Below are 18,857 nucleotides of genomic sequence, written 5' to 3'. Positions count from 1 at the left end.
TACCGCTCGGGTCAGGAGCAGAAACGCTCAGTTAAGCCCAACCATCACTCGGGCGGTCAGGCAAAAGCTTGATTTTTCCAACGCGCCAGTAGGATTGGCCCAAATTTTTTGGATTTTTATGTTGTAAAAGTGCCAAGGAGATATTTTATTTTATCATTTGTAGCGCTTATTCAGTTTTTCTTGGTGAGTACTAAAAATTTCCTCAAGCGAAATGTCATATTTATTGGCAATAACAATTATATTTCCTAAAACATCGCCAAGTTCTTCTACTAATTCTTGCTTATTTTCTTCGTAGGAACCCACCTTTTCATCAGGACGGTCTCTTCCAATTTCAAGCGCTCGTATGGCACGCGCTACTTCACCAGTTTCTTCTGCTAAAAAGCCTATCCGTGTAAAAATATTTAAGTCAGACCAACCACGTGTTTCATAATATTCTTTTACCCACAGTTGAAATTCATTTAATTCCATATTTTCAAGCCCCATTTCTTTCCTGTATAAATTAAATTATACTATAAAAGAATAGTGCATAATATGGAGGGAAGTAACATGAAGAGCATTGCGGTTTTTTGTGGTTCAAGCATCGGAGCTTCTGAAGCTTACCGAGAAGGAGCCATACTCTTAGGGAGAGAATTAGCTAAACGAAATATTACATTAATTTACGGTGGAGCAAGTGTGGGTGTAATGGGAACGGTAGCAGACACTGTCCTTCAAGAAGGGGGTAAAGTCATTGGTGTTATACCAACTTTACTTGAGGACCGAGAAATTTCTCATAAACATTTAACAGAGTTGATTGTTGTAAATTCTATGCATGAGCGTAAAAGTAAAATGATGGAGCTAGCTGATGGATTTATAGCTTTACCTGGAGGCCCGGGTACATTAGAAGAGTTTTTTGAAGTGTTCACGTGGAACCAAATTGGCTTGATTCAAAAACCTTGTGGAATTTTAAACATCAGTCATTATTATGATTTACTTATTGCATTATTTGATCATATGCAAGACGAACATTTTCTACAAACACAGTATCGGGAGGCACTTTTAGTAGACAGTGACGTAACTCGGCTCTTAGAAAAATGTTTAGCTTATGTGCCTCCTGCAATTAAAACATATCAACATAATTAATGTTTTGGTTGAACTTACGCTTTGTTTTGAAGCAATTAATGAAGCAAGTCTAACCACTCATTTCTTTACCAATTTTTCACCTTAATCAGCTATTACTTCACCTTATTTAATCATTTCAAAAAGGTGAAGTAATAGCTGTAGTTATAGTAGCTGTGTCAGGAGGGAAACTTACAGTATCATCAGATAAGTTCGTTCCAAGTATAAATAATACAAGGACATTCCTGTACGCTGCCGTTTCTATTAAATCTGAATCTTCTGCCACGAATTTTGATGTTTTAATCCTATCAATTGTATTGTAAACTCAACATCAGCACTTTGATAATTGCCAGTTGGTGCTTCATATAAATCGATCATTGAATATGTACCTGTAAAATAGCTTAACTCATTTCCTAACACTTAGGACCGCCAAACCTATAGAGTGAAATTCAGTTAATTGATATTTTGTATGTCTCATTAAGAAGTATTGTACCGTTTATTTTAACGACACATTTTAAACTTAATAAACCACCAATTTTTACTCTTACAGTAGATATAGTGCCATTATCTTCTGTAATTTCACCCTTTAATGTTACATAGGGGAAGATTTGTTTGAACCCATTTGCTCTACTTTTCATATCCACTACTTCATTATTAATGTAAAGAACTTCTTCCGTCATTGCATTTACAATTCGAATGACATGTCCTTTATATTCTATTTGCCATACTTTAAATACTTCTTTTTCTAAATCCTCTTTTGTATTCTTCAACTCTTCTCTTAGCTCATCACGCAAATTTTTAAACAAGTTAATTCCTCCATTATAGTTTTTGAATTTATTTAGTCTTTGTCTTGCCTCTTTTTAATAGCCTGTGAATATTATTGCTTCTGCAATTGCATCCATTCCCAACGCCTGGAGCAGATTCTAATTTCATTTTATAGAAAATAATTACATTAGTACAATGAAAAACAGACAATTGTCAAAAATTAATCTGTTCATCTCATTCTTAGGAAAGCGATGCAATGTGAGGATGAATGAAGCGTTTAAAGTAAATTCACGGTAAGTAACAAGTTATTTAGGTAAATGGGCAATTAAATCCAACTACTTAATAATAGGATATTATTAAATTAAGTTCGAAGATTAGTGGAGAAGGATCTGCGGAGTAAAGTTTTTGACCTAACGCTTTGATTGTTAATAGTTCAATTCAATAAAGGAGGATATTATGGATTATTTTAAAAGTAAGGCATTTGAGAAACATAGAAAAAATACATATAGCTTATTAGAACAAATACCCTATGCTAATAGCCCAGTTGGTTGGACTTTTAAGGGTAATTTTAGCATTGGAGGATTTGAATACTTTGGGTTCGATGAATCATCCGATTTATTACTTGTTGTATCTAGTAATGGTAGAGGAATAATAGATTTAGCAAAAGCAGAAAAAATTGCTCGTGATGACACAGATGATTTTGACTTAGATGAAACGTTGTTAATTTGTGAAGGCTTCGACGTTTTAAAAGATAAATCGATTAAATTGGCAAGCAAATACGGTGGTAGCATTCTGCCAATCCGCAATAAATTCGGGGAATGTTTACGAAGAGTATCTCCTCTTTTCCCTTGTGAAGACATAATTTATGAGCCTGCATTGGAGGACTGTTTTGTTGAAGGACAAAATATAAGCTGTGTTCGCATTTATAGAGGTTTTTTATATTGCTATGGCTTTTCATATAGTGGCAATTATTTTGTAATTGCAGATGACGGCGGTATTTTATTTTGGGAGAGACATTAACTGCGTAATTACCAGCTTAATAAAAATGGAATTCTAGAGCGGTTGTTAAAATCATGGGTAGTTAGAAGATTGTACTTTGAATAGGGTTTATTTGAAAAAAACAGATACCTTTCCTTTGGTGGGTATTGAAATTCGTCATATTCAAAAGCCAAATTGGTACGGCGAAGATCGTTGATTTGATGCAGTAGCTGTTGAAGGATTTGAAAAGGCGGATCATTTTAGAAATTCAAATGAGCAAGCCTTCTAGAAATGCTGTGTATGGAAGTGCAAATGGAAAAAGTTATCCAAACAACTATCGTATAAGGTATTATTATATGAGTAAAGTAGGTACGTGAAATCAGTTGTTATTTTAATAGTAACGAAAATGGGGTGAGGAAGTTGAACAAAGTTTCGTATTTTATCGTCAATTCTTTTACTACAGAACTTTACAAGGGAAATCCCGCTGCAGTATGTTTACTGGATGCAACAATTCCTGAGTTGACTATGCAGAAAATTGCTCAGGAGATACCTGTACCAACAACAGCTTTTATCCAAAAGAAAGATCATGACTTTTTTCTGAGGTGGTTTACGCCAGTAATGGAAATACCGATTTGTGGGCATGGAACAATCGCTAGTGCTTTTCTGCTCTGGCAACAAGGGGTTATACCAGTAGATCGCTCTATTACATTCCAGACGATAAGCGGTCCTTTGCAAGCTAGCTGGAATAATGAAATGGTTGAAATAACCATTAAGAAGTATCCGTTAGAAGAGATTGAATGCCCCTCAGAGCTTGAAGATTGGCTCGGGACGAAACCTATATATGTAGGGAAAACAGACTTAGATTATATCGTGGAACTAAGTCATGAAGAATATATTGCAGAATTTGAACCTGATTTTACTGCAATGAACCACTTCCCAGTACGTGGCGTCTGTATTACGAGTAGGTCTAAGAATGAGGGAATCGACATCGTCTCTAGATTTTTTTCACCAGCACAGGGTATTGATGAAGACCATGTAAATGGTTCTAGTCATGGTGCGTTAGGACCTTACTGGTGTGAAAAATTATCAAAAGAACGTATTGTTAGCAAACAGCTTTCAAAACGTGGTGGGGTATTATTTGTGACACCCAAAGTAAATGATGTTGCGATTGCAGGTCCAGCAGTTCAGATATTACGGGGTGAACTATTGATTTAAATCTTTCTTAATTTTAAATAAAAATTAACCGATAAACCCTTATTTATTAAAGTTTATCGGTTATATCAACTGAAGTGAAGATACCTTATCTGAATGTGATTCTTCCAAAATTCCTCGTAGGTGCTAATGGCAATATAAATTACTGAATTACTATTTGAAATACCAATTTTGAGCATTTTGATATAGTATTTTCGCTGCTGCTTGTTCATCAAAATGATGTTCAATTAAATCAATGTCCGAAAATTGAAATGGTCTTTTTGCTCTGGTAGATGGTAAATCTGTTCCAAACATTAATGCATCTGGATTAATGGCATAAATCTCTTTCATCGCATGGGCAGGATCAAAATCAATGCGTCCAAATCCTGTGGCTTTTACACGCACACCACTCTCAACTAATGCAAGTAAGTTAGGCAAACCTACTTTTGATAATCCTAAGTGATCAATAGACACTGCTGGAAGTTGTTTAATAATGGGTGCAATTGCAGGCAAATCTTTGGCATTGATATATAGCTCGGTATGCCAATTTGCTATTTCATACACACGTTTTGCAAAGGAATCTAAACGTGTCACATCTTCAGAGCCACCACGATTTACATTGAAACGAAGTGCTCGAACCCCTTTTTGATGTAAATCTAAGATTACTTCATCGGTTGTGTCGAATGGAAGCTGTGTAACGCCAACAAAATATTTTCCTAGTTTTTGCATTGCATCAATTAAATACGATTGGTCAAATTTTTGAAAAGAACCTGAAACGATGGCTCCGCCAACTACATCAACAGAATTTACAGTTCGTAAGTAATCGTCTGCAGTAAACGGCTCAGGCATAAACCCTTGATTTTCGTATAAAGGGAAGGCCGGATTAATAATATGCAAATGGGCATCAAAAATTTTCATTATTTCACCTCATTTTTTTGTTGGCTTGATTATAAATCTAATTCCTTTATAAGAATAATCAAATTATTTTATAAAACAGTATAAGTAGAACTTATGACGTTATTTCGAAAAAGGCAGGTTTAAAAAGGACTGTTGATAGACACCATAATGCGTAACCTCGTCGATTCTTCGTAAGCAACGATTGCTTGTGTTGCGCCTACATGATGGATGTGCTCTGCCACAGAATAAAGCTAAAGAGAAAAGGCGGTGGCCATAATGAGGTGCTGGCTCTTGTTAATTTGCATTGTGCACAAGACATGAATAGAAAGATAATTATTTCTCATCTGTACACTTAATATAGTATTATGAACTAGTATGAAGGAGCGTGAAAATATGAAATTTATTAAATTTCTACTTATATTGTTTGTTTTCATCGGTTTAATTGGTTATGGTGTGTATCATTATGGTACTAAGTTTGCATCTGATAAAATAGTGGAGACGATATCGACGGAATTAGAGAACAACGGACAAATGGAAGAAATAAAGAACACGATTGAAAGTGACCCAGAGTTAAAATCATTTATGGAAGAAGCGAAAACAGTAGATAGTAGTACATTGCCGTTTACGACAAAAGAAGAAGCCACTAAGGTAATCATTCAAAAAGTGGGTATCTCAGAGCTTAATGATATTCGCGTACAATTACAAAACGGCTCCATGACAAAAGAAGAGGCTCTTCAAGAATTCCAAGGAAAATTGACAGAAGAGGAAATAGCAGCGTTAAAAGTCATTGTTTATAAAGAGTTATATCAATAAACCGTTTTGTGCGCCATACAAAAAGAATTTATGTTGTTAGAAAAATATTGAGTCAGTTCAAGGACATGCTATAGCAGCATGTCCTATTTTTATGTCCTAAAAGTTTAAAAAAATCGGTAAACCTTGTCCCTGATTGTAGATACCAACTGTATATAAGTGAATAAAGGCCTAAGTTTTGTCAAAAGGAAGAGTTGCTACAGGATTGAGTAGCTGAAGTGGCTGAAGTCTTCGATAGTGGTATGTAGCACAAATCAAAAGGATTATTCTCGGGTCAATGCAATTGCTAATCGAAGCTCGTTAAACCACAAAACGGAGGGCAATAAGGGGGATGCATATGGCTATAGTTAGAGTGCAAAAGAAGGAAAATTATGTTGTATTAGACAAAGGATTTTTAAATGACAATCGTTTAAGCTGGAAAGCAAAAGGTTTGCTGGCCTATATGCTGTCATTGCCAAATGATTGGTCATTTTGTCTTGCAGATTTAGCAACTCGTAGCAACTGTGGACGTGATGCAACAGGTAATATTGTGAAGGAGCTAATGAAAGCTGGCTATATTCATAAGGAACAGGGAAGAACAAATCGTGGAATGTTTGGCAAAACGGACCTGTTAGTGTTTGAAGTACCACAGTTGACACCGTCTACTGAAAAGCCGTTAACGGACAATCCATCACCGGAAACACCACAAACGGAAAAACCATCACTACTAATTACTAATTCACTAAATAATCATTTACTAAATAATAATAATAATGATGCTCCTCATCCCATTGTAGGGAATCCGTCAAAACGCCAAACGGCATGTCAATTTTATGAGCAAAATGGCTTTGGCTCTCTTGTTTGTCATGTAGCGGACAAAATAGATCGATGGTCGGATGAACTATCGGAAGAACTGGTTATTCATGCCATGAAACTAGCTGTTGAAAACAATGTACTTCGTTGGAATTACGTTGAAAAAATTCTACTAGATTGGCGCAACAAGGGGTTAACAACCATTGTAGATGTGGCAGCGGATCGCCAACGATTTGCAGCTCGAAAGCAACATCCTAATGTTAAGCGAGATTCGCAACAAGGTCGTCATGAACTTATTCCTGCATGGTTCCACCAACGACATGAAGACAACACCCAGGTACAAGCTGAACAAGCTATTAACTTTGAAGCTGAACGTAAAAAAATCTTGGCAAAATTAAGCAAGGTGCCAGATAGTTGAAGGAGACAATCGAATAAGGCTATTAAAGCGTTTTATACCATAATGGTTGATCCACATTAAAATAGTCATGATCCGCTAAAATGAGATGGATTCTTTCTAATGCATCATCAAAAGATGGTTCATCATATTTTTTCGTCCACACAATCGTCGAGACGATATTCATTGCTGCATAAAGGGCATATATTCGCCAAAATGTATCGTCTGGAGGTGCTGTAAAATACCATTTATTTGTCCAATACAAAATGGGATGCTATGTCTTCTGCTAAATAAGGACAGATTATAAAAATCATGATAGGGGTCTCCAAAATCATAGCTATTAAAATCAATTACGCCATTGAACGTGTTATTTTGAACGATGATATGACCTAGATGAAAATCATCATGGAGTAAGGTTATAGGTCGATCTTTAAGAAGATGAAAATTGTTTTCAATAAAGTTGAGTATTTTATGCTCTTTTGGCACTTGATAGCTACCTTTTTTATAGTCATTTAAATAAAAGCTGAATTTCTTTCTTTGAGCTTCTTCCCAGTGCATCGTTTGTGGGACATGGGCATGTAGTTGATGAATTTTTCTTAATTCTTTCCCAGCAGCAAGGCCTAAATTAAATTGTCCCACATCAGAAAGGTTCAAAATGATTTCATCGGCAGGGTATCCTTCAATATAGCTTAATACCATGACCGAAAGATTGGCCTCACTCAATAAAGTACATTCTATGGCTTTATGTGTTTGTACACCTTGTTTTTCTAATGCTTGAAGCAATGAAAATTCGATGGTTCGTTTTTCGTGATATTGTATGTCAGATAATCGTATAAAGTAATGATTTTGGCCGACGGTAACTATGTATTTTTTATCTGGTGAGTATCCTTTTTCGATTTTTTTTATAGAAGAATACCCTTTAAGGCTCGCTATGTGGTCTATTACATCTTCAATTAACAAAGTCAATCCACCTCTCTCGCAACAAGTAAGAATGAAGATAATACTATACGGGCGTATGATTGTCAATAATCTTCTTAGTAAGTAAATATTGTATAATTACTTTGTGTAATATATTAATAGCAAGGAAAGGGAGAAAGCATCATGTTGAAATTCATCGGTTCAGGGAGTGCATTTAATACGAAATTAGGCAATAATTCAGCGTATTATAAAGTAGCCAATCAGATGTTACTGATTGATTGTGGCAGCAATATTTTTCATCGAATCAAGGAAAATCAAATACTGGAAGGGATCGAACACATCCATGTATTGGTGACGCATACGCATGCAGACCATGTAGGAAGCCTGGCTGATTTAATTTTTTATACGTACTATTTACATGGAGAATTTGCAACATCAAAAGTAACTGTTTATTACGTACATGATGTAAAAATGGAAGAGCTGTTGATAATTAACGGCGTTATGCCACAAACGCATTGTTTAACAAAACAACTGCATGCCGACACACAGTACACACTGCCTTTCTGTAAAGTACGATTTGAGAAATCAAGTCATGTTGAGGAGCTACCATGTTATTCGATTGAGTTACATATTAATAATAGCGTTATTTATTACACCGGAGATACCAATAGCCTAAAATCATCCTTAACGAATGAGCACTATGATTACGTATTTGTAGATACTTGCCAAGCTGATTATGAAGGCAATGTTCATTTGTCACTGCGAAAACTTAGTGAATTAGTTGATCCTAATTTCCGTGCTAAATTTTGGTGTATGCATTTAGATGAAGGTTTTGACCGCCAAGAAGCGCAATCGTTAGGATTTAATGTTGTGATCAATGAGTTTTAAGCTGAAATCAACATCAATTTTTTATTAGATCTTACTGGCGAAAGAAGCTTTTTTAATCCTTTGCTGCATACAATCAACAGTTTCAAGAGTGGAATATAATCATTCAATTAGAGGTAGATGTCAAAATTAAATTGAATTGTGATTAGAAAGGAGCGGGGAACAATGGGGTTATTATTTGCTATTATGGGATTGTTAGTTTTAGTAGTAGTGATCAGTGATTTAAAAAAGAAATTGCATAAGCATGATAATTCACTTGATCGTCGTACAAACCAGTCATCTTGTTAGGATGATAGGCACATTAGTGTTTATAAGAATTCAATCTCAGTAATTGCAACAGATTCGGGTCTTCTTACATTCATTTTCTTATCAACACTCATTTTACTCACTAACATTCCAACTAGCTTTTTCTTTTCGTATACTTCTAATAGTATCCAGGTATCATATAGCTTTTTTAAAGATAACGCTAATTGTTCTTTACTCTTATTGGCTTGTTCATTCTGAGTTAATTTTGATAACTCTTGCTTTACCCGTTCTTCATTAGAGTCTTCCTCAAGTTTTCGATTCTTTAAATCGTCATCACTAATTAAATTATTTAGCCAAGCATATTGCCATTTTGAGCGTCTACTTTCAATATCAGATAGTTCTTTCTTTAACATTCTCACTCTGTCTTCCACATTGACAGGAGGGGTATCGGAATTCACTTCATCATTTATCAGCTCATTATAATTCCAATCTTTAATCAAATTTAGAAATTGCACTTCTAAGAAATTTTGAGAAATACCTGGTAAATCACATAATCCGTTTCGTTTACCTACACAGTAATAACTGTGGGTTATATAACCACGAGCTTTCCCAGATGATTGTTTACTTGACATGGAAGAACCACAGCGAGCACATTTAATTACACTCGTAAATATATAAGGACTAGTTGCTTTTCTCGGATGTACTTGTGAACGAGTGGATAGTAAACGCTGGGCTTCTTCAAAATCTTTTTTGTCTATAATAGCAGGTACAACGTTTTCAATTTCAAAGTATTGGTCTTTGTTAACGCGGTAGTTATAACGCATAGTTCCCATGTATATCATATTCATTAATACGTAACGTACGGAGTTAAAATGCCACATAGCACCAGCTTTTGTCTTGATACCTCGTTGGTTTAATATTTTTGCTACTTTTCCAACACCGTATTTTCCCGTTAAATATAAATCAAATAACTCTTTTACTATAATAGCTTCCTTTTCATTAATGACTAAATAGTCGCCATCTTTGTCGAAGCCAAGAGGTGCGATACTTACTGTCCATTTTCCTTCTTTCGCTTTTTGATTCAGGCTTACAGCTGGAATATCAAACACGTATTTTAAGTAAAAAGACAAAGCGTGATTATAGTGAATCTGAGGTGGATGTAGGAAATACACAAGCTAAAACAATTGTGGATGCGCTAATGCCGATTTTATATATTGCAACTTTAATATACATACAAATCTCTGGGGCAATGGAATGGCCTATTATACAGTTAATTCTACTAGCTATTGTTGGTGAACTATTTTTATTAGGATATTGGATCAGTGGTAGAAAAAGTTTATCTAAAAAAAGAAAGAAAGAATTAGAAAAGATGAAGGCTTATGACATATAATCACTAGTAGTTAAAATGACACATTAATATCACTAAACAAATGCCCAGGCACTCAATTCATTTTGAGCCTGGGCTTTTTTGTGTTTATTTTATTTATTTAGGTCAACGGATTTTACATTAAGGGTGTTTTGAGATTGAATAGCCTTTTTATAATTAATATGATTATATATAGCGCCAAATGCCGAAAACAATATGAAAAAGTAACTAATAATACCTGGAACAAAAATAGAAAGCAATAACCACGCCATTAATAATATATACCAAGAGATCACAAATCCTTTACTTCGTTGCCATTTTTTCATTTATGTACATGTCCTTTCAATTACCATTTTAGGAAAGTGTGCGTTAAAAGTACACAACAAAAAACAAACAACTGTGATTAGTTATCTGTCTTTAACAAATTCAAGTAATTCTTCTACTCGCTGTATTTCTAACGCTTCAGCAATTTTTTGGCATATTAGGGTTTAATCCAATTTCATATTGCTTAAAAACGTATTTTATAAGAATAAGAATTGATGGGGTGAAAACATTTCTAAAAAAAGAAAAATAGTTAGAGTGATTAATGAATGTTGTCCGTCGGTGAAAACTATATGCCCTCCTCCAAGCGCCCCTTGTTTGAGTCTTTGTGACTGTTGTGTTTCTCCACTTCAGTCCGTCTTACAACAACTTGTTGGGCAAACTGTAATTCTGGGCACTATTGCAGACGCACCTAATGTACCGCCTCTCTTTTTTTTATACACTATTGTTGAGGTGAATGATTTTTTAGTTACTGTTACAAATGGAACGACAACCTATGTGGTAAATATTTCTGATGTAACAGGGGTAGGTTTTTTCCCACCAGGACCTAATATCAATTTGTTGCCACCTGTTGATTCTGGGTGTGAATGCAATTGTCGCGAACGGCCAATTAGACAATTGCTGAATACACTTATTGGTTCAACAGTAAATCTTTTGGCAGGTAATGGATCTACAGCAGTAGGTTTTAACGTGGAACAAACAGGTCTTGGTATTGTGTTAGGTACTCTACCAATAAGTCCTAATCAACCAATCTTTAGATTTGCAATTTCAACTTGCAAAATTGTAGCTGTAGGGCAGACTAATTGAATAGAGAATGTTGTGAGAAAGTGGATAATAAAAAATAGTGATTTTAACGGTGGCTTACTTGAAGATTATTGAGCTGTTTAGACAGCTCTTTTTTTTATTCAACTAACAAAGCAAATTAGCTAAATAGGAAGGTAATTTGACACATCATTCCGAAGTAAGAAAGAAAGAGTCTGGGGGAGAGAAAGGTGAGCGAAATTAATATAATAAAATTGGAAAATAAGTTAGTGGCATTAATGACAAATAATACTGGGGACTTTCAACCAAATTAAAAACCCTTAAACGAGCAAATATCAAAGCATACCAAAAGGGTTTGTATCAAGAGGATAGGGTAACTTTTTGGATTGAAAAAGATAATAAATTCGTATAGACGGCAATGTTAGAGGAAAAAGTGTTGGAACAAAAGCAGTTACTTGGATTACTGATTACATTTTTAGTTTACCTAATAAGAAGATTAGGATAGAAGCATATACTCGAAGTGACAACATAGCTATGAGAAAAACATTAGCAAATTCGAGGCAGTTATGATAGACAAGGGACTAGAGGATAATTAAAAATCTATTTCTCAGCTCAAAAAACCTCTTTTATTAAAATGAGTAAAAGAACTAGTAAAACGTCTATGCATAGATTTCATTGCTACATATTCTAGCTATATAGAGACCTCTCTATTACTATAAAAAGAAATGAGGGAATTTTTTTGAGTGATCAATTAGATAATCAGATCCAACCTTTTCTTCCTTGTCCTGTATCATCAACTCAACAAACACCATTATTTAGTGCTAATACTCCAGTAATCGCTTCACAGCTTTCCACTCCAATTATTAAAATACCGGTGGTTCTTGCAGAACCAACACTTCAAATTGTTGTGGAGTCAGATATTACGCTTAATCCTGCAGCAACTGAAATCAAAAGAGTGAAAAAAAATGTATTCCTGAATCAAGTGAAACTGGTACCGGTTAAATTTGCACGGATTGCTGGCACTGACTTTTTTAGAGTAACAAGAGCTAAATTATTTGTAGCAGGACATATTCGTAAAAATATAGAATATGCTTCAGCAGAATGTAATGGGGCACTTCGAGATAGAATTGCCGATGTTCCGTTTTCTGGTTTTGCAGACCTCACTTTCCCACAAGAAGCTGGAGGCCCTACTCCGATCTTAGGAATTTCCGAGTTTGCCGAAGTAAACTTCCTTAATGAACATACCCAACTGGATGCTCGATTGGATAAGTTTTTCTTCCAAAATCTCGTGAAATACAATGAACAACCATTTGGCGAGTTAGTAGCTGCAAACTTCTTTGAACTTGATTTTTCACCAACTATGGCAAGACCTGAAGGAACTTTCAGTAAATTGCGTGAAAAAATCGTACTGGATCTTACTGTTAAAGTACTACAAGTTCAACAAATCCGCCTTGCGGCGGGCAGTGTAGTAACGCCTGTTCTTTCAGGACTTACTCCTCCAGTTAGTCCTGCTAATGAATGTCCTACTAATGATTGGTAATCCTAGTTTTTAGAGGCCAGAGCAAATAAAAAGGGCTGTGCAATGCAAAAAATGTATATCAGAAAATAAACAGCCCTGGAATATTTAAGGGACACTGAAAAAATCTGAAATTTGAGTAGGCAGTTGAAAGTTCGTTTGAGTCGAACTTTCAACTGCCTTTTGGCAATAATAAAGAAATTAATTTTGAGTTTGGGCTTTTTTCTTTTTTATGTATGTTTGGTAAATCAAAGTATATTCATATTAAAGAATGTTTTTCATTTACATAGTTAGGTTGATGAGAATGAATCATTGCTATGACATTATCTATAGAAGAAACAGAGAATATAAGGCGTCCAGTGTCGTTTTATAACTGTTTAAAATAACGTGATAGACGGTCCACAATCGATGCACCAGCGTTAGAAAATTGGTTGGAATGGTAAATAGGAGAAACCGCTATGAATTAGCATCATCACTATTTTTTTCCTTCGTTTTTTTTTGTTCAATGGTGTCCATTTGTACAAGCGTTTTCTTTGCTTCTTCATTTCCCTCTTTTGCCAGTTTTTCAAGCAAATCTTTTGGTACAAATCCATCTTTACTCATGTGGTATTCCTCCAATTGTTTTTAGTGTGTTGCGTTAACCAATTGTAGGTTGATGCTAAACACATTCCTTTATACAAACCACATAATGTAAATGGAAATTAATAAAGATTCTCGGTTATACCAATCCATAAATCGGAACATCGTCAGCTTTGCCGATGGATAATCAGTGTTTAATAACAGTAAGAAACTAAAAACTAAAAGGAGAGACTTACGGTTTCTTCTTAAACTATCCAGTTCTTAGTTCAATAATCCCCAAAAAAGAAGACCACTCCGTGATAGGTGGTCTTCTGCATTTGCTATCCGATTAACCCGGGTACCATTGCATAAAACAGAATGTAATTGGCATCATCTCCGTTAAATGTCTGAGAGTGGACTCCTTGATTTAATTCTGACTCACTTATAACGATAGTGCCGAGGTGGTCGTCCTCATCAATGTCCTCATCGAAGAGAGACACTGTTGCTTCTCCGGCGAATTGCATAACTATGTTCAGGTCCAACGTCTGTCCAGTTGTAAAAACTAATCCTAATTTTTAAAACAGGAAAAATTGTTGATTTGAAATAAAGTTAAATCGTTTTGTAAAAGGTACTCAAAATAAACGGTGAAATTTCAGCGGAAATTTGTGTTTGGAGTAACCTTATAAAAGGGTTTTACTACTAGGACCGACTATCAACTTGCTGCTACCTACTGAATATTACGTAATTTTGCAACAAAAAGTAATAATAAAGGCAATAAAATGGTTAGGGTTAATGTAAATAGTGGCCATGTTTCTTCATTATATTTAATTGAGTGAACAATACTTGGATGCATAATTTGGGAAAATGCAATTGAAATCATTCCAAGTGGTAGTATTAGCGGTCGATGATCTTTAATATTGAATATTTGCGCTAAACCCTTTACTGATGCGTAAAAATATACATACGATCTAACAAAAATTGTGAACATCCACAAAAAAGCCATTATTATCTCAATACGTTGTAGAAAATTCCCAATTGAAATATTTTGAGCCAATGCATAGCTAGGGTAAGATTGGTGAGATGTATTTGTTGCCCCAAGTACAAGTACAGAGAGAGTTATAATAACAATTAATACCAAACCTCCTGCTATTGAACCTATATAAAACCCTTTTTGAGCTGGCTTTTGTTCATTAATAGAAGAGGGAAAAATCATCAATAAAACAACCAATGGAAAAGAAAAGGTGCTCATAAAATATAATATACCAACTAGCAGTGACTTTGTTGGTGTATCAAGTATCGGTTGTACATTTTTAACGTCTATTTGTGGAGAAATGCAAATTACAAAAACAACAAATAAGAACAAAAACATAGGGAATAGTATTTCGGCACATCGTGCAAAGACCTCTACCCCTAAATAAGTAGCAAATAAAATAATGATACTAAACAAGATAGCAAATGCAACTTTAGGTGTCTCTGGCATGACTTCAGTATTCATAAAAGTCCCTATGAAAAAAAATAATTCTCCTGCTGAAAGTAAAGGTAGAGAGATAAAACCAACAGAGGTAAATTTACCAATAAATTTTCCTAGTATTTTTTCATTGGCCTCAATAAAGGTTAAATTTGGGGTCCTATTTCCTAAAGAAATGAAAAGCTTTACGAGTAATAAACTTAATATCACCCCTAGTATAGACGAAATCCAAGCATCCTGTTTAACTGCTTTCGCCATCGTTGCAGGAATAATTAATATAGTTGTACCTATTGAAAAGAGAAATACAATTATTGTGAATTGGCGTGCGCTAATAATTTCTTCTTCCATATATGTCACCCTCTTTACTCTCGAAAATTTTTATAGTAGTCATCACTTGGTAATATACGGAATATTGTTTTTCTATTTAGTTTCAATTAAAAGGATATACATATTGATGAAGAAATAATCAAACTAATATACAACAAGACCACTCCTTAAAGGGTGGCCTTATTCATTTCCTGTTTAATTTATAATATATTTTTTAATTATGTGCTTTTATCATTACAATTCAGATTGTAACTTGGACGTTAAATGATAATCATAAATCACGTTTAGCATGGTACATCTGTTGGCCCTCCACAATCTTTGTATCATGTGACTACTCTAAACCGAGTAGGGGCTATTGCACAAAGCTAGGCATTACATGAGGCGGTGCTTGGGTAGGTAGCATTGACCGTCCGCACGCGACTAATTGGTTGTTTTCAACAAACTCTCACTTAATAGGGAATGGATTTAGAATATCAACTACTTTCCTTGTAATTAAGTTAACGACAGCGGCAAATGAAGGTTTATGGATCAATTACGGTTTCTCTTAAAACCCGGTTTATTACCCAACTAGTAAGGGCTATCGTTGAAAGTTAAGTGTAATTAAAACTTAGACGGAATTTAAAATGTTTGAAAAGAATTAGTTGTTATTCAACTTTCAGTGACGTTTTTCACTTAAACTAACGGAAGCTTTACTTGAAGAACATTGAGCTGCTTAAACAGCTCTTTTTTCTTATTGAGCTAACGGAGCAGTTTTGTTAAAAAGATATATACTGAAAAAAAGTCCCTTCAGATAGTTTGAAGGGACTTTCCTATATAGTGTATAACTCTAAAAACAAAATGATTATTTGTATTTTTTGGCTAGAGATTCGCTGCCAATTGCTCCAATGATAGTCATAAAAAACGGTCCAATTTGAAATAACAGAGAATCCTGTAAGAACACAATATTTAAATCAAATAACTTATTACCTATTACAATGAATATCTTAGCTAGTATGATTAAAAACCCAATTATTAGAAGAATATCAAAAATAATTTCCATCTTGGATAGACTAATTTTTGGCTATCTTTTATGAGTTTCTCTTTCAAAGAATTATCCTCCTTTACTAATTCATCAAGAGTAATATCAAATATGTCACTTAACTTAATTAACAATTCAATACTAGGGTAACTTTCTCCACGTTCCCATTTGGAAATAGATTGTCTACTAATATTAAGTTTTTCTCCAAGCTGTTGTTGTGACATATTATGCTTTTGACGTTCTTCTTTTATTTTTGAAGAAAAATACATTTGATCAACACCTATCCACAGTATATTTATTTGCACTAAAAAAATTAACATGCATATAAAAAGAGTATAATAAATATATTGTGAAAATTCAGGTTATTTAATGTGGACATACAGGGGGGATTTTACATGGCGTTAAAAGTAGGAGATATTATTACGTTTGAGAGAACGTTTACGGTAAAAGATGTTGAATTATTTACAAATATTTCATGGGACCAAAGAATTCATCATATAACGCCAGACGAACAAGGGAGACTAGTAGTTCAAGGCTTATTAACAGCCACGCTGCCAACAAAAGTGGGTGGGGAACATAATGTCTTAGCTCGTACGATGAATTTTGAATTTTTACGGCCCGTCTTTACGAGTGATACGATTATTTGTGAAGTGAAAATTGAAAAATATGACAAAAAAGAAAATAATAGAACTGCAATTGTTACAACGTTTTTCTGTAAAAATCAACACGAAAAAGAAGTATTAAAAGGCAATTTTTCTGGTATTATCCTTTAGGTTGATATGGATTTTAAATATAAAAATCTACTATTTTAAATATAAGGAGAGTTGAATATGAAGACATCCACTATTATTTTCTTTGAAAGAAAATTTCCAAGTGCAAATATGATGTTAGTTAAGGATCAGCTTCCAATACTTATTGACACGGGTTTTGGCAGTGATGTAAAAGATACAGAGCAATTAATAAAAGATGCAGGCGTTCTACCTAATGAATTACATCTTCTTGTGAACACTCACTATCATAGTGATCATGTTGGAGGCAATTTTCATCTGCAAAAAAGTTATCAATTACCTATTGCTGCTCACAAATGGGAGGCTGATTTAATAAATTGCTGTCATCCTGAAGCCTGTAGTGCAGCATGGTTAGACCAACCAGTAGAACCATATCGAGTGGATAAAATACTCTCAGATAAGGATGAAATTGATACGGGAAGTAGTGTCCTGCAAGTTTTACATACACCAGGTCATACGCTAGGACATGTTTCTTTCTATGAACCTGAAAAAGAGATATTAGTTTGTGGAGATCTCTTTCACAAAAATGATATTGGCTGGCTCAATATCTTTAGAGAAGGTGTGAACGCTATTCAACGGTCAATAGAAAGTTTAGACAGGTTAGCAAAGCTTCGCATTCAGAAAGCTTACCCAGGACACGGACCACAAATAGAAAATCCATCAGAGACAATTGATTTGGCGAGGAAGAGACTTGAACAATGGCTCGATAAACCAGAGAAAGTGTCATGGCATGCTTGTAAGCGGATTTTTTCCTTTACCTTAATCATTAACAATGGATTACCAAGAGAGGAAATGGCTAACTACTTACTAAAATGTGGTTGGTTCCAAGATTTTGCACGATACGCGTTTCAAACGCAGCCAAAAGATTTTGTTCAAATTTTGCTCGATGAAATGATTCGTTCAGGCGCAGCTAGTTGGCACAATGATTGGTTGATCGCAAGTACGCCATATCAAGCCCCTGACAAGAAATGGCTGCATAACAACATAAAGCCGATAGATTGGAAACCCCAAGATCTTCTTATATAAATAAAAACAAAGCTTCAACTATTTTCATCGTTTTAAATAGGAGAGCTATAAAGTGCTAATATAAAATCCAGCAACTAAATGAATGAATGAACTGAACCCCGAATAGTGGATGAGTTACTATGCTCCCCATTCGGGATGTTTTGTTCATGACATCAATTAAGATTAAGAAAAGCGAACAGATTTGTAGCAACTGTAATTCGTTCTATTCAATATACATATTTGGCTCATGCATTTCAGCTCAATAGATAGCTTAATGAATGTGTTCGTCGCCCGCAATCGATAGTTCAATGTGAAGCAGCGTTAGAAAATTGCTAGGAAAGGTAATTGTTCTTTTGCTAAGAGGATCCACAATTGGACATGTCTAATTGTGTAGTCGACTTTTCTGCGGGCTTCCTTAAAAATGAGGAGGCCCAATGTGACCAACTGAAGATTATCAATATTTACATTTAGGCAATTGCGTAGGCTGTCGATCTTTACATAGCATAACCTATACGGAAATCTAAAGGAGGAAAAATTATGCAATATAATTATGGTCAATATGACAGATACGATGATGACTACGAATATGATTATGACAGTTATGGCAGACGTCGAAGAAGGAGACGACCGCGTTATCAATACCCGTATTATCCATTCTACCCATTCTACCCATTTTTTCCGTTCTATCCACCATTCTATCGCCGACCATACAATCGTCCATACGGCTACTAATTTAAATAAGGTGCCTACTCTGAAA

The 18,857-nt window shown here is 34.8% G+C and carries 22 protein-coding genes and 1 pseudogene; 13 read left to right on the top strand and 10 right to left on the bottom strand.

What is annotated here, in order from left to right; genetic code table 11:
- Positions 1-153: 153 nt before the first annotated feature.
- Positions 154-468 (bottom strand): MazG nucleotide pyrophosphohydrolase domain-containing protein, encoded by a 315-nt coding sequence (locus tag ACOMCU_RS12615; RefSeq protein ID WP_010861450.1) that lies wholly within the window; start codon positions 466-468, stop codon positions 154-156.
- Between the two features lie 78 nt (positions 469-546).
- Here ACOMCU_RS12615 and ACOMCU_RS12610 point away from each other — a divergent pair, with 78 nt between their 5' ends.
- Positions 547-1,119 carry a TIGR00730 family Rossman fold protein gene (locus ACOMCU_RS12610; protein ID WP_421050391.1) on the top strand — a complete coding sequence of 191 codons (573 nt, stop codon included), beginning with the start codon at positions 547-549 and terminating at the stop codon, positions 1,117-1,119.
- A 425-nt stretch (positions 1,120-1,544) separates the two neighbouring features.
- Here the strand turns inward: ACOMCU_RS12610 and ACOMCU_RS12605 are convergent, their stop codons facing one another.
- Positions 1,545-1,901: a hypothetical protein gene (locus ACOMCU_RS12605; RefSeq protein WP_421050390.1), complete on the bottom strand. Its 357-nt coding sequence runs from the start codon at positions 1,899-1,901 to the stop codon at positions 1,545-1,547.
- A 415-nt stretch (positions 1,902-2,316) separates the two neighbouring features.
- Between ACOMCU_RS12605 and ACOMCU_RS12600 the strand changes: the two genes are divergently transcribed.
- Both ACOMCU_RS12600 and ACOMCU_RS12595 read left to right on the top strand, forming a co-directional pair.
- Positions 2,317-2,880: a hypothetical protein gene (locus ACOMCU_RS12600; protein ID WP_421050389.1), complete on the top strand. Its 564-nt coding sequence runs from the start codon at positions 2,317-2,319 to the stop codon at positions 2,878-2,880.
- A gap of 378 nt (positions 2,881-3,258) precedes the next feature.
- A complete protein-coding gene (locus ACOMCU_RS12595) occupies positions 3,259-4,053 on the top strand; it encodes a PhzF family phenazine biosynthesis protein (RefSeq protein ID WP_421050388.1) in 795 nt (264 codons plus the stop codon).
- Between the two features lie 150 nt (positions 4,054-4,203).
- On the opposite strand, the gene ACOMCU_RS12590 is transcribed toward ACOMCU_RS12595, so the two are convergent.
- The gene (locus ACOMCU_RS12590) at positions 4,204-4,947 is read right to left on the bottom strand and encodes an amidohydrolase family protein (RefSeq protein WP_421050387.1); all 744 of its coding nucleotides are present in this window, start codon (positions 4,945-4,947) and stop codon (positions 4,204-4,206) included.
- Between the two features lie 372 nt (positions 4,948-5,319).
- Here ACOMCU_RS12590 and ACOMCU_RS12585 point away from each other — a divergent pair, with 372 nt between their 5' ends.
- Together ACOMCU_RS12585 and ACOMCU_RS12580 are read left to right on the top strand one after the other, a co-directional pair.
- A complete protein-coding gene (locus tag ACOMCU_RS12585) occupies positions 5,320-5,739 on the top strand; it encodes a hypothetical protein (RefSeq protein WP_010861426.1) in 420 nt (139 codons plus the stop codon).
- A gap of 334 nt (positions 5,740-6,073) precedes the next feature.
- Positions 6,074-6,946 (top strand): DnaD domain protein, encoded by an 873-nt coding sequence (locus tag ACOMCU_RS12580; protein WP_421050386.1) that lies wholly within the window; start codon positions 6,074-6,076, stop codon positions 6,944-6,946.
- Positions 6,947-7,105: 159 nt separating this feature from the next.
- Here the strand turns inward: ACOMCU_RS12580 and ACOMCU_RS12575 are convergent, their stop codons facing one another.
- Positions 7,106-7,882, bottom strand: coding sequence for an aminoglycoside phosphotransferase family protein (locus ACOMCU_RS12575; protein WP_421050385.1), 777 nt, complete (start codon positions 7,880-7,882; stop codon positions 7,106-7,108).
- A gap of 141 nt (positions 7,883-8,023) precedes the next feature.
- Here ACOMCU_RS12575 and ACOMCU_RS12570 point away from each other — a divergent pair, with 141 nt between their 5' ends.
- Together ACOMCU_RS12570 and ACOMCU_RS12565 are read left to right on the top strand one after the other, a co-directional pair.
- On the top strand, positions 8,024-8,728 hold the full coding sequence (locus ACOMCU_RS12570) for an MBL fold metallo-hydrolase (protein WP_421050384.1): 705 nt from the start codon (positions 8,024-8,026) through the stop codon (positions 8,726-8,728).
- A 162-nt stretch (positions 8,729-8,890) separates the two neighbouring features.
- Positions 8,891-9,013 carry a hypothetical protein gene (locus ACOMCU_RS12565; protein ID WP_421050383.1) on the top strand — a complete coding sequence of 41 codons (123 nt, stop codon included), beginning with the start codon at positions 8,891-8,893 and terminating at the stop codon, positions 9,011-9,013.
- Positions 9,014-9,033: 20 nt separating this feature from the next.
- On the opposite strand, the gene ACOMCU_RS12560 is transcribed toward ACOMCU_RS12565, so the two are convergent.
- Positions 9,034-10,080, bottom strand: coding sequence for a recombinase family protein (locus ACOMCU_RS12560; RefSeq protein WP_421050382.1), 1,047 nt, complete (start codon positions 10,078-10,080; stop codon positions 9,034-9,036).
- Positions 10,081-10,124: 44 nt separating this feature from the next.
- On the opposite strand from ACOMCU_RS12560, the gene ACOMCU_RS12555 reads away from it, so the two are divergent.
- A complete protein-coding gene (locus ACOMCU_RS12555) occupies positions 10,125-10,361 on the top strand; it encodes a hypothetical protein (protein ID WP_010861431.1) in 237 nt (78 codons plus the stop codon).
- Between the two features lie 89 nt (positions 10,362-10,450).
- Here the strand turns inward: ACOMCU_RS12555 and ACOMCU_RS12550 are convergent, their stop codons facing one another.
- Positions 10,451-10,663 carry a hypothetical protein gene (locus ACOMCU_RS12550; protein WP_010861432.1) on the bottom strand — a complete coding sequence of 71 codons (213 nt, stop codon included), beginning with the start codon at positions 10,661-10,663 and terminating at the stop codon, positions 10,451-10,453.
- Positions 10,664-10,982: 319 nt separating this feature from the next.
- Between ACOMCU_RS12550 and ACOMCU_RS12545 the strand changes: the two are divergent.
- A pseudogene (locus ACOMCU_RS12545) lies at positions 10,983-11,465 on the top strand (bclA protein); the annotation flags it as partial.
- Between the two features lie 694 nt (positions 11,466-12,159).
- A complete protein-coding gene (locus ACOMCU_RS12540; protein WP_421050381.1) occupies positions 12,160-12,960 on the top strand; it encodes a CsxC family protein in 801 nt (266 codons plus the stop codon).
- A gap of 432 nt (positions 12,961-13,392) precedes the next feature.
- On the opposite strand, the gene ACOMCU_RS12535 is transcribed toward ACOMCU_RS12540, so the two are convergent.
- From ACOMCU_RS12535 to ACOMCU_RS12520, 4 genes are all read right to left on the bottom strand, one after another.
- Positions 13,393-13,539 carry a hypothetical protein gene (locus ACOMCU_RS12535; RefSeq protein WP_421050380.1) on the bottom strand — a complete coding sequence of 49 codons (147 nt, stop codon included), beginning with the start codon at positions 13,537-13,539 and terminating at the stop codon, positions 13,393-13,395.
- 296 nt (positions 13,540-13,835) lie between these two features.
- Positions 13,836-14,018 carry a hypothetical protein gene (locus ACOMCU_RS12530; protein ID WP_421050379.1) on the bottom strand — a complete coding sequence of 61 codons (183 nt, stop codon included), beginning with the start codon at positions 14,016-14,018 and terminating at the stop codon, positions 13,836-13,838.
- Positions 14,019-14,221: 203 nt separating this feature from the next.
- Positions 14,222-15,310 (bottom strand): GerAB/ArcD/ProY family transporter, encoded by a 1,089-nt coding sequence (locus tag ACOMCU_RS12525; RefSeq protein ID WP_010861486.1) that lies wholly within the window; start codon positions 15,308-15,310, stop codon positions 14,222-14,224.
- Between the two features lie 990 nt (positions 15,311-16,300).
- The gene (locus ACOMCU_RS12520; protein WP_421050378.1) at positions 16,301-16,576 is read right to left on the bottom strand and encodes a helix-turn-helix domain-containing protein; all 276 of its coding nucleotides are present in this window, start codon (positions 16,574-16,576) and stop codon (positions 16,301-16,303) included.
- Positions 16,577-16,702: 126 nt separating this feature from the next.
- Here ACOMCU_RS12520 and ACOMCU_RS12515 point away from each other — a divergent pair, with 126 nt between their 5' ends.
- The 3 genes from ACOMCU_RS12515 (at position 16,703) to ACOMCU_RS12505 (ending at position 18,832) form a co-directional block, all read left to right on the top strand.
- A complete protein-coding gene (locus ACOMCU_RS12515) occupies positions 16,703-17,080 on the top strand; it encodes an enoyl-CoA hydratase (RefSeq protein ID WP_421050377.1) in 378 nt (125 codons plus the stop codon).
- A 57-nt stretch (positions 17,081-17,137) separates the two neighbouring features.
- Complete coding sequence (locus ACOMCU_RS12510; protein WP_421050376.1) at positions 17,138-18,121, top strand: MBL fold metallo-hydrolase; 984 nt, start codon at positions 17,138-17,140, stop codon at positions 18,119-18,121.
- Between the two features lie 516 nt (positions 18,122-18,637).
- On the top strand, positions 18,638-18,832 hold the full coding sequence (locus tag ACOMCU_RS12505) for a spore coat protein (protein WP_153062537.1): 195 nt from the start codon (positions 18,638-18,640) through the stop codon (positions 18,830-18,832).
- Positions 18,833-18,857: the final 25 nt, after the last annotated feature.

This window comes from Lysinibacillus sp. UGB7 (genome assembly GCF_049058285.1).
GTDB classification, from domain to species: Bacteria; Bacillota; Bacilli; order Bacillales_A; family Planococcaceae; genus Lysinibacillus; species Lysinibacillus sphaericus_B.
This window is presented reverse-complemented; position numbering and strand designations above follow the sequence as displayed.

Excerpts from the sequence above, each read along its gene's own strand:
- ACOMCU_RS12615 (WP_010861450.1), bottom strand. The coding sequence starts at position 468 with ATGGAATTAAATGAATTTCAACTGTGGGTAAAAGAATATTATGAAACA.
- ACOMCU_RS12610 (WP_421050391.1), top strand. The coding sequence starts at position 547 with ATGAAGAGCATTGCGGTTTTTTGTGGTTCAAGCATCGGAGCTTCTGAA.
- ACOMCU_RS12600 (WP_421050389.1), top strand. The coding sequence starts at position 2,317 with ATGGATTATTTTAAAAGTAAGGCATTTGAGAAACATAGAAAAAATACA.
- ACOMCU_RS12590 (WP_421050387.1), bottom strand. The coding sequence starts at position 4,947 with ATGAAAATTTTTGATGCCCATTTGCATATTATTAATCCGGCCTTCCCT.
- ACOMCU_RS12585 (WP_010861426.1), top strand. The coding sequence starts at position 5,320 with ATGAAATTTATTAAATTTCTACTTATATTGTTTGTTTTCATCGGTTTA.
- ACOMCU_RS12580 (WP_421050386.1), top strand. The coding sequence starts at position 6,074 with ATGGCTATAGTTAGAGTGCAAAAGAAGGAAAATTATGTTGTATTAGAC.
- ACOMCU_RS12570 (WP_421050384.1), top strand. The coding sequence starts at position 8,024 with ATGTTGAAATTCATCGGTTCAGGGAGTGCATTTAATACGAAATTAGGC.
- ACOMCU_RS12565 (WP_421050383.1), top strand. The coding sequence starts at position 8,891 with ATGGGGTTATTATTTGCTATTATGGGATTGTTAGTTTTAGTAGTAGTG.
- ACOMCU_RS12550 (WP_010861432.1), bottom strand. The coding sequence starts at position 10,663 with ATGAAAAAATGGCAACGAAGTAAAGGATTTGTGATCTCTTGGTATATA.
- ACOMCU_RS12535 (WP_421050380.1), bottom strand. The coding sequence starts at position 13,539 with ATGAGTAAAGATGGATTTGTACCAAAAGATTTGCTTGAAAAACTGGCA.
- ACOMCU_RS12530 (WP_421050379.1), bottom strand. The coding sequence starts at position 14,018 with ATGCAATTCGCCGGAGAAGCAACAGTGTCTCTCTTCGATGAGGACATT.
- ACOMCU_RS12525 (WP_010861486.1), bottom strand. The coding sequence starts at position 15,310 with ATGGAAGAAGAAATTATTAGCGCACGCCAATTCACAATAATTGTATTT.
- ACOMCU_RS12520 (WP_421050378.1), bottom strand. The coding sequence starts at position 16,576 with ATGTATTTTTCTTCAAAAATAAAAGAAGAACGTCAAAAGCATAATATG.
- ACOMCU_RS12515 (WP_421050377.1), top strand. The coding sequence starts at position 16,703 with ATGGCGTTAAAAGTAGGAGATATTATTACGTTTGAGAGAACGTTTACG.
- ACOMCU_RS12510 (WP_421050376.1), top strand. The coding sequence starts at position 17,138 with ATGAAGACATCCACTATTATTTTCTTTGAAAGAAAATTTCCAAGTGCA.
- ACOMCU_RS12505 (WP_153062537.1), top strand. The coding sequence starts at position 18,638 with ATGCAATATAATTATGGTCAATATGACAGATACGATGATGACTACGAA.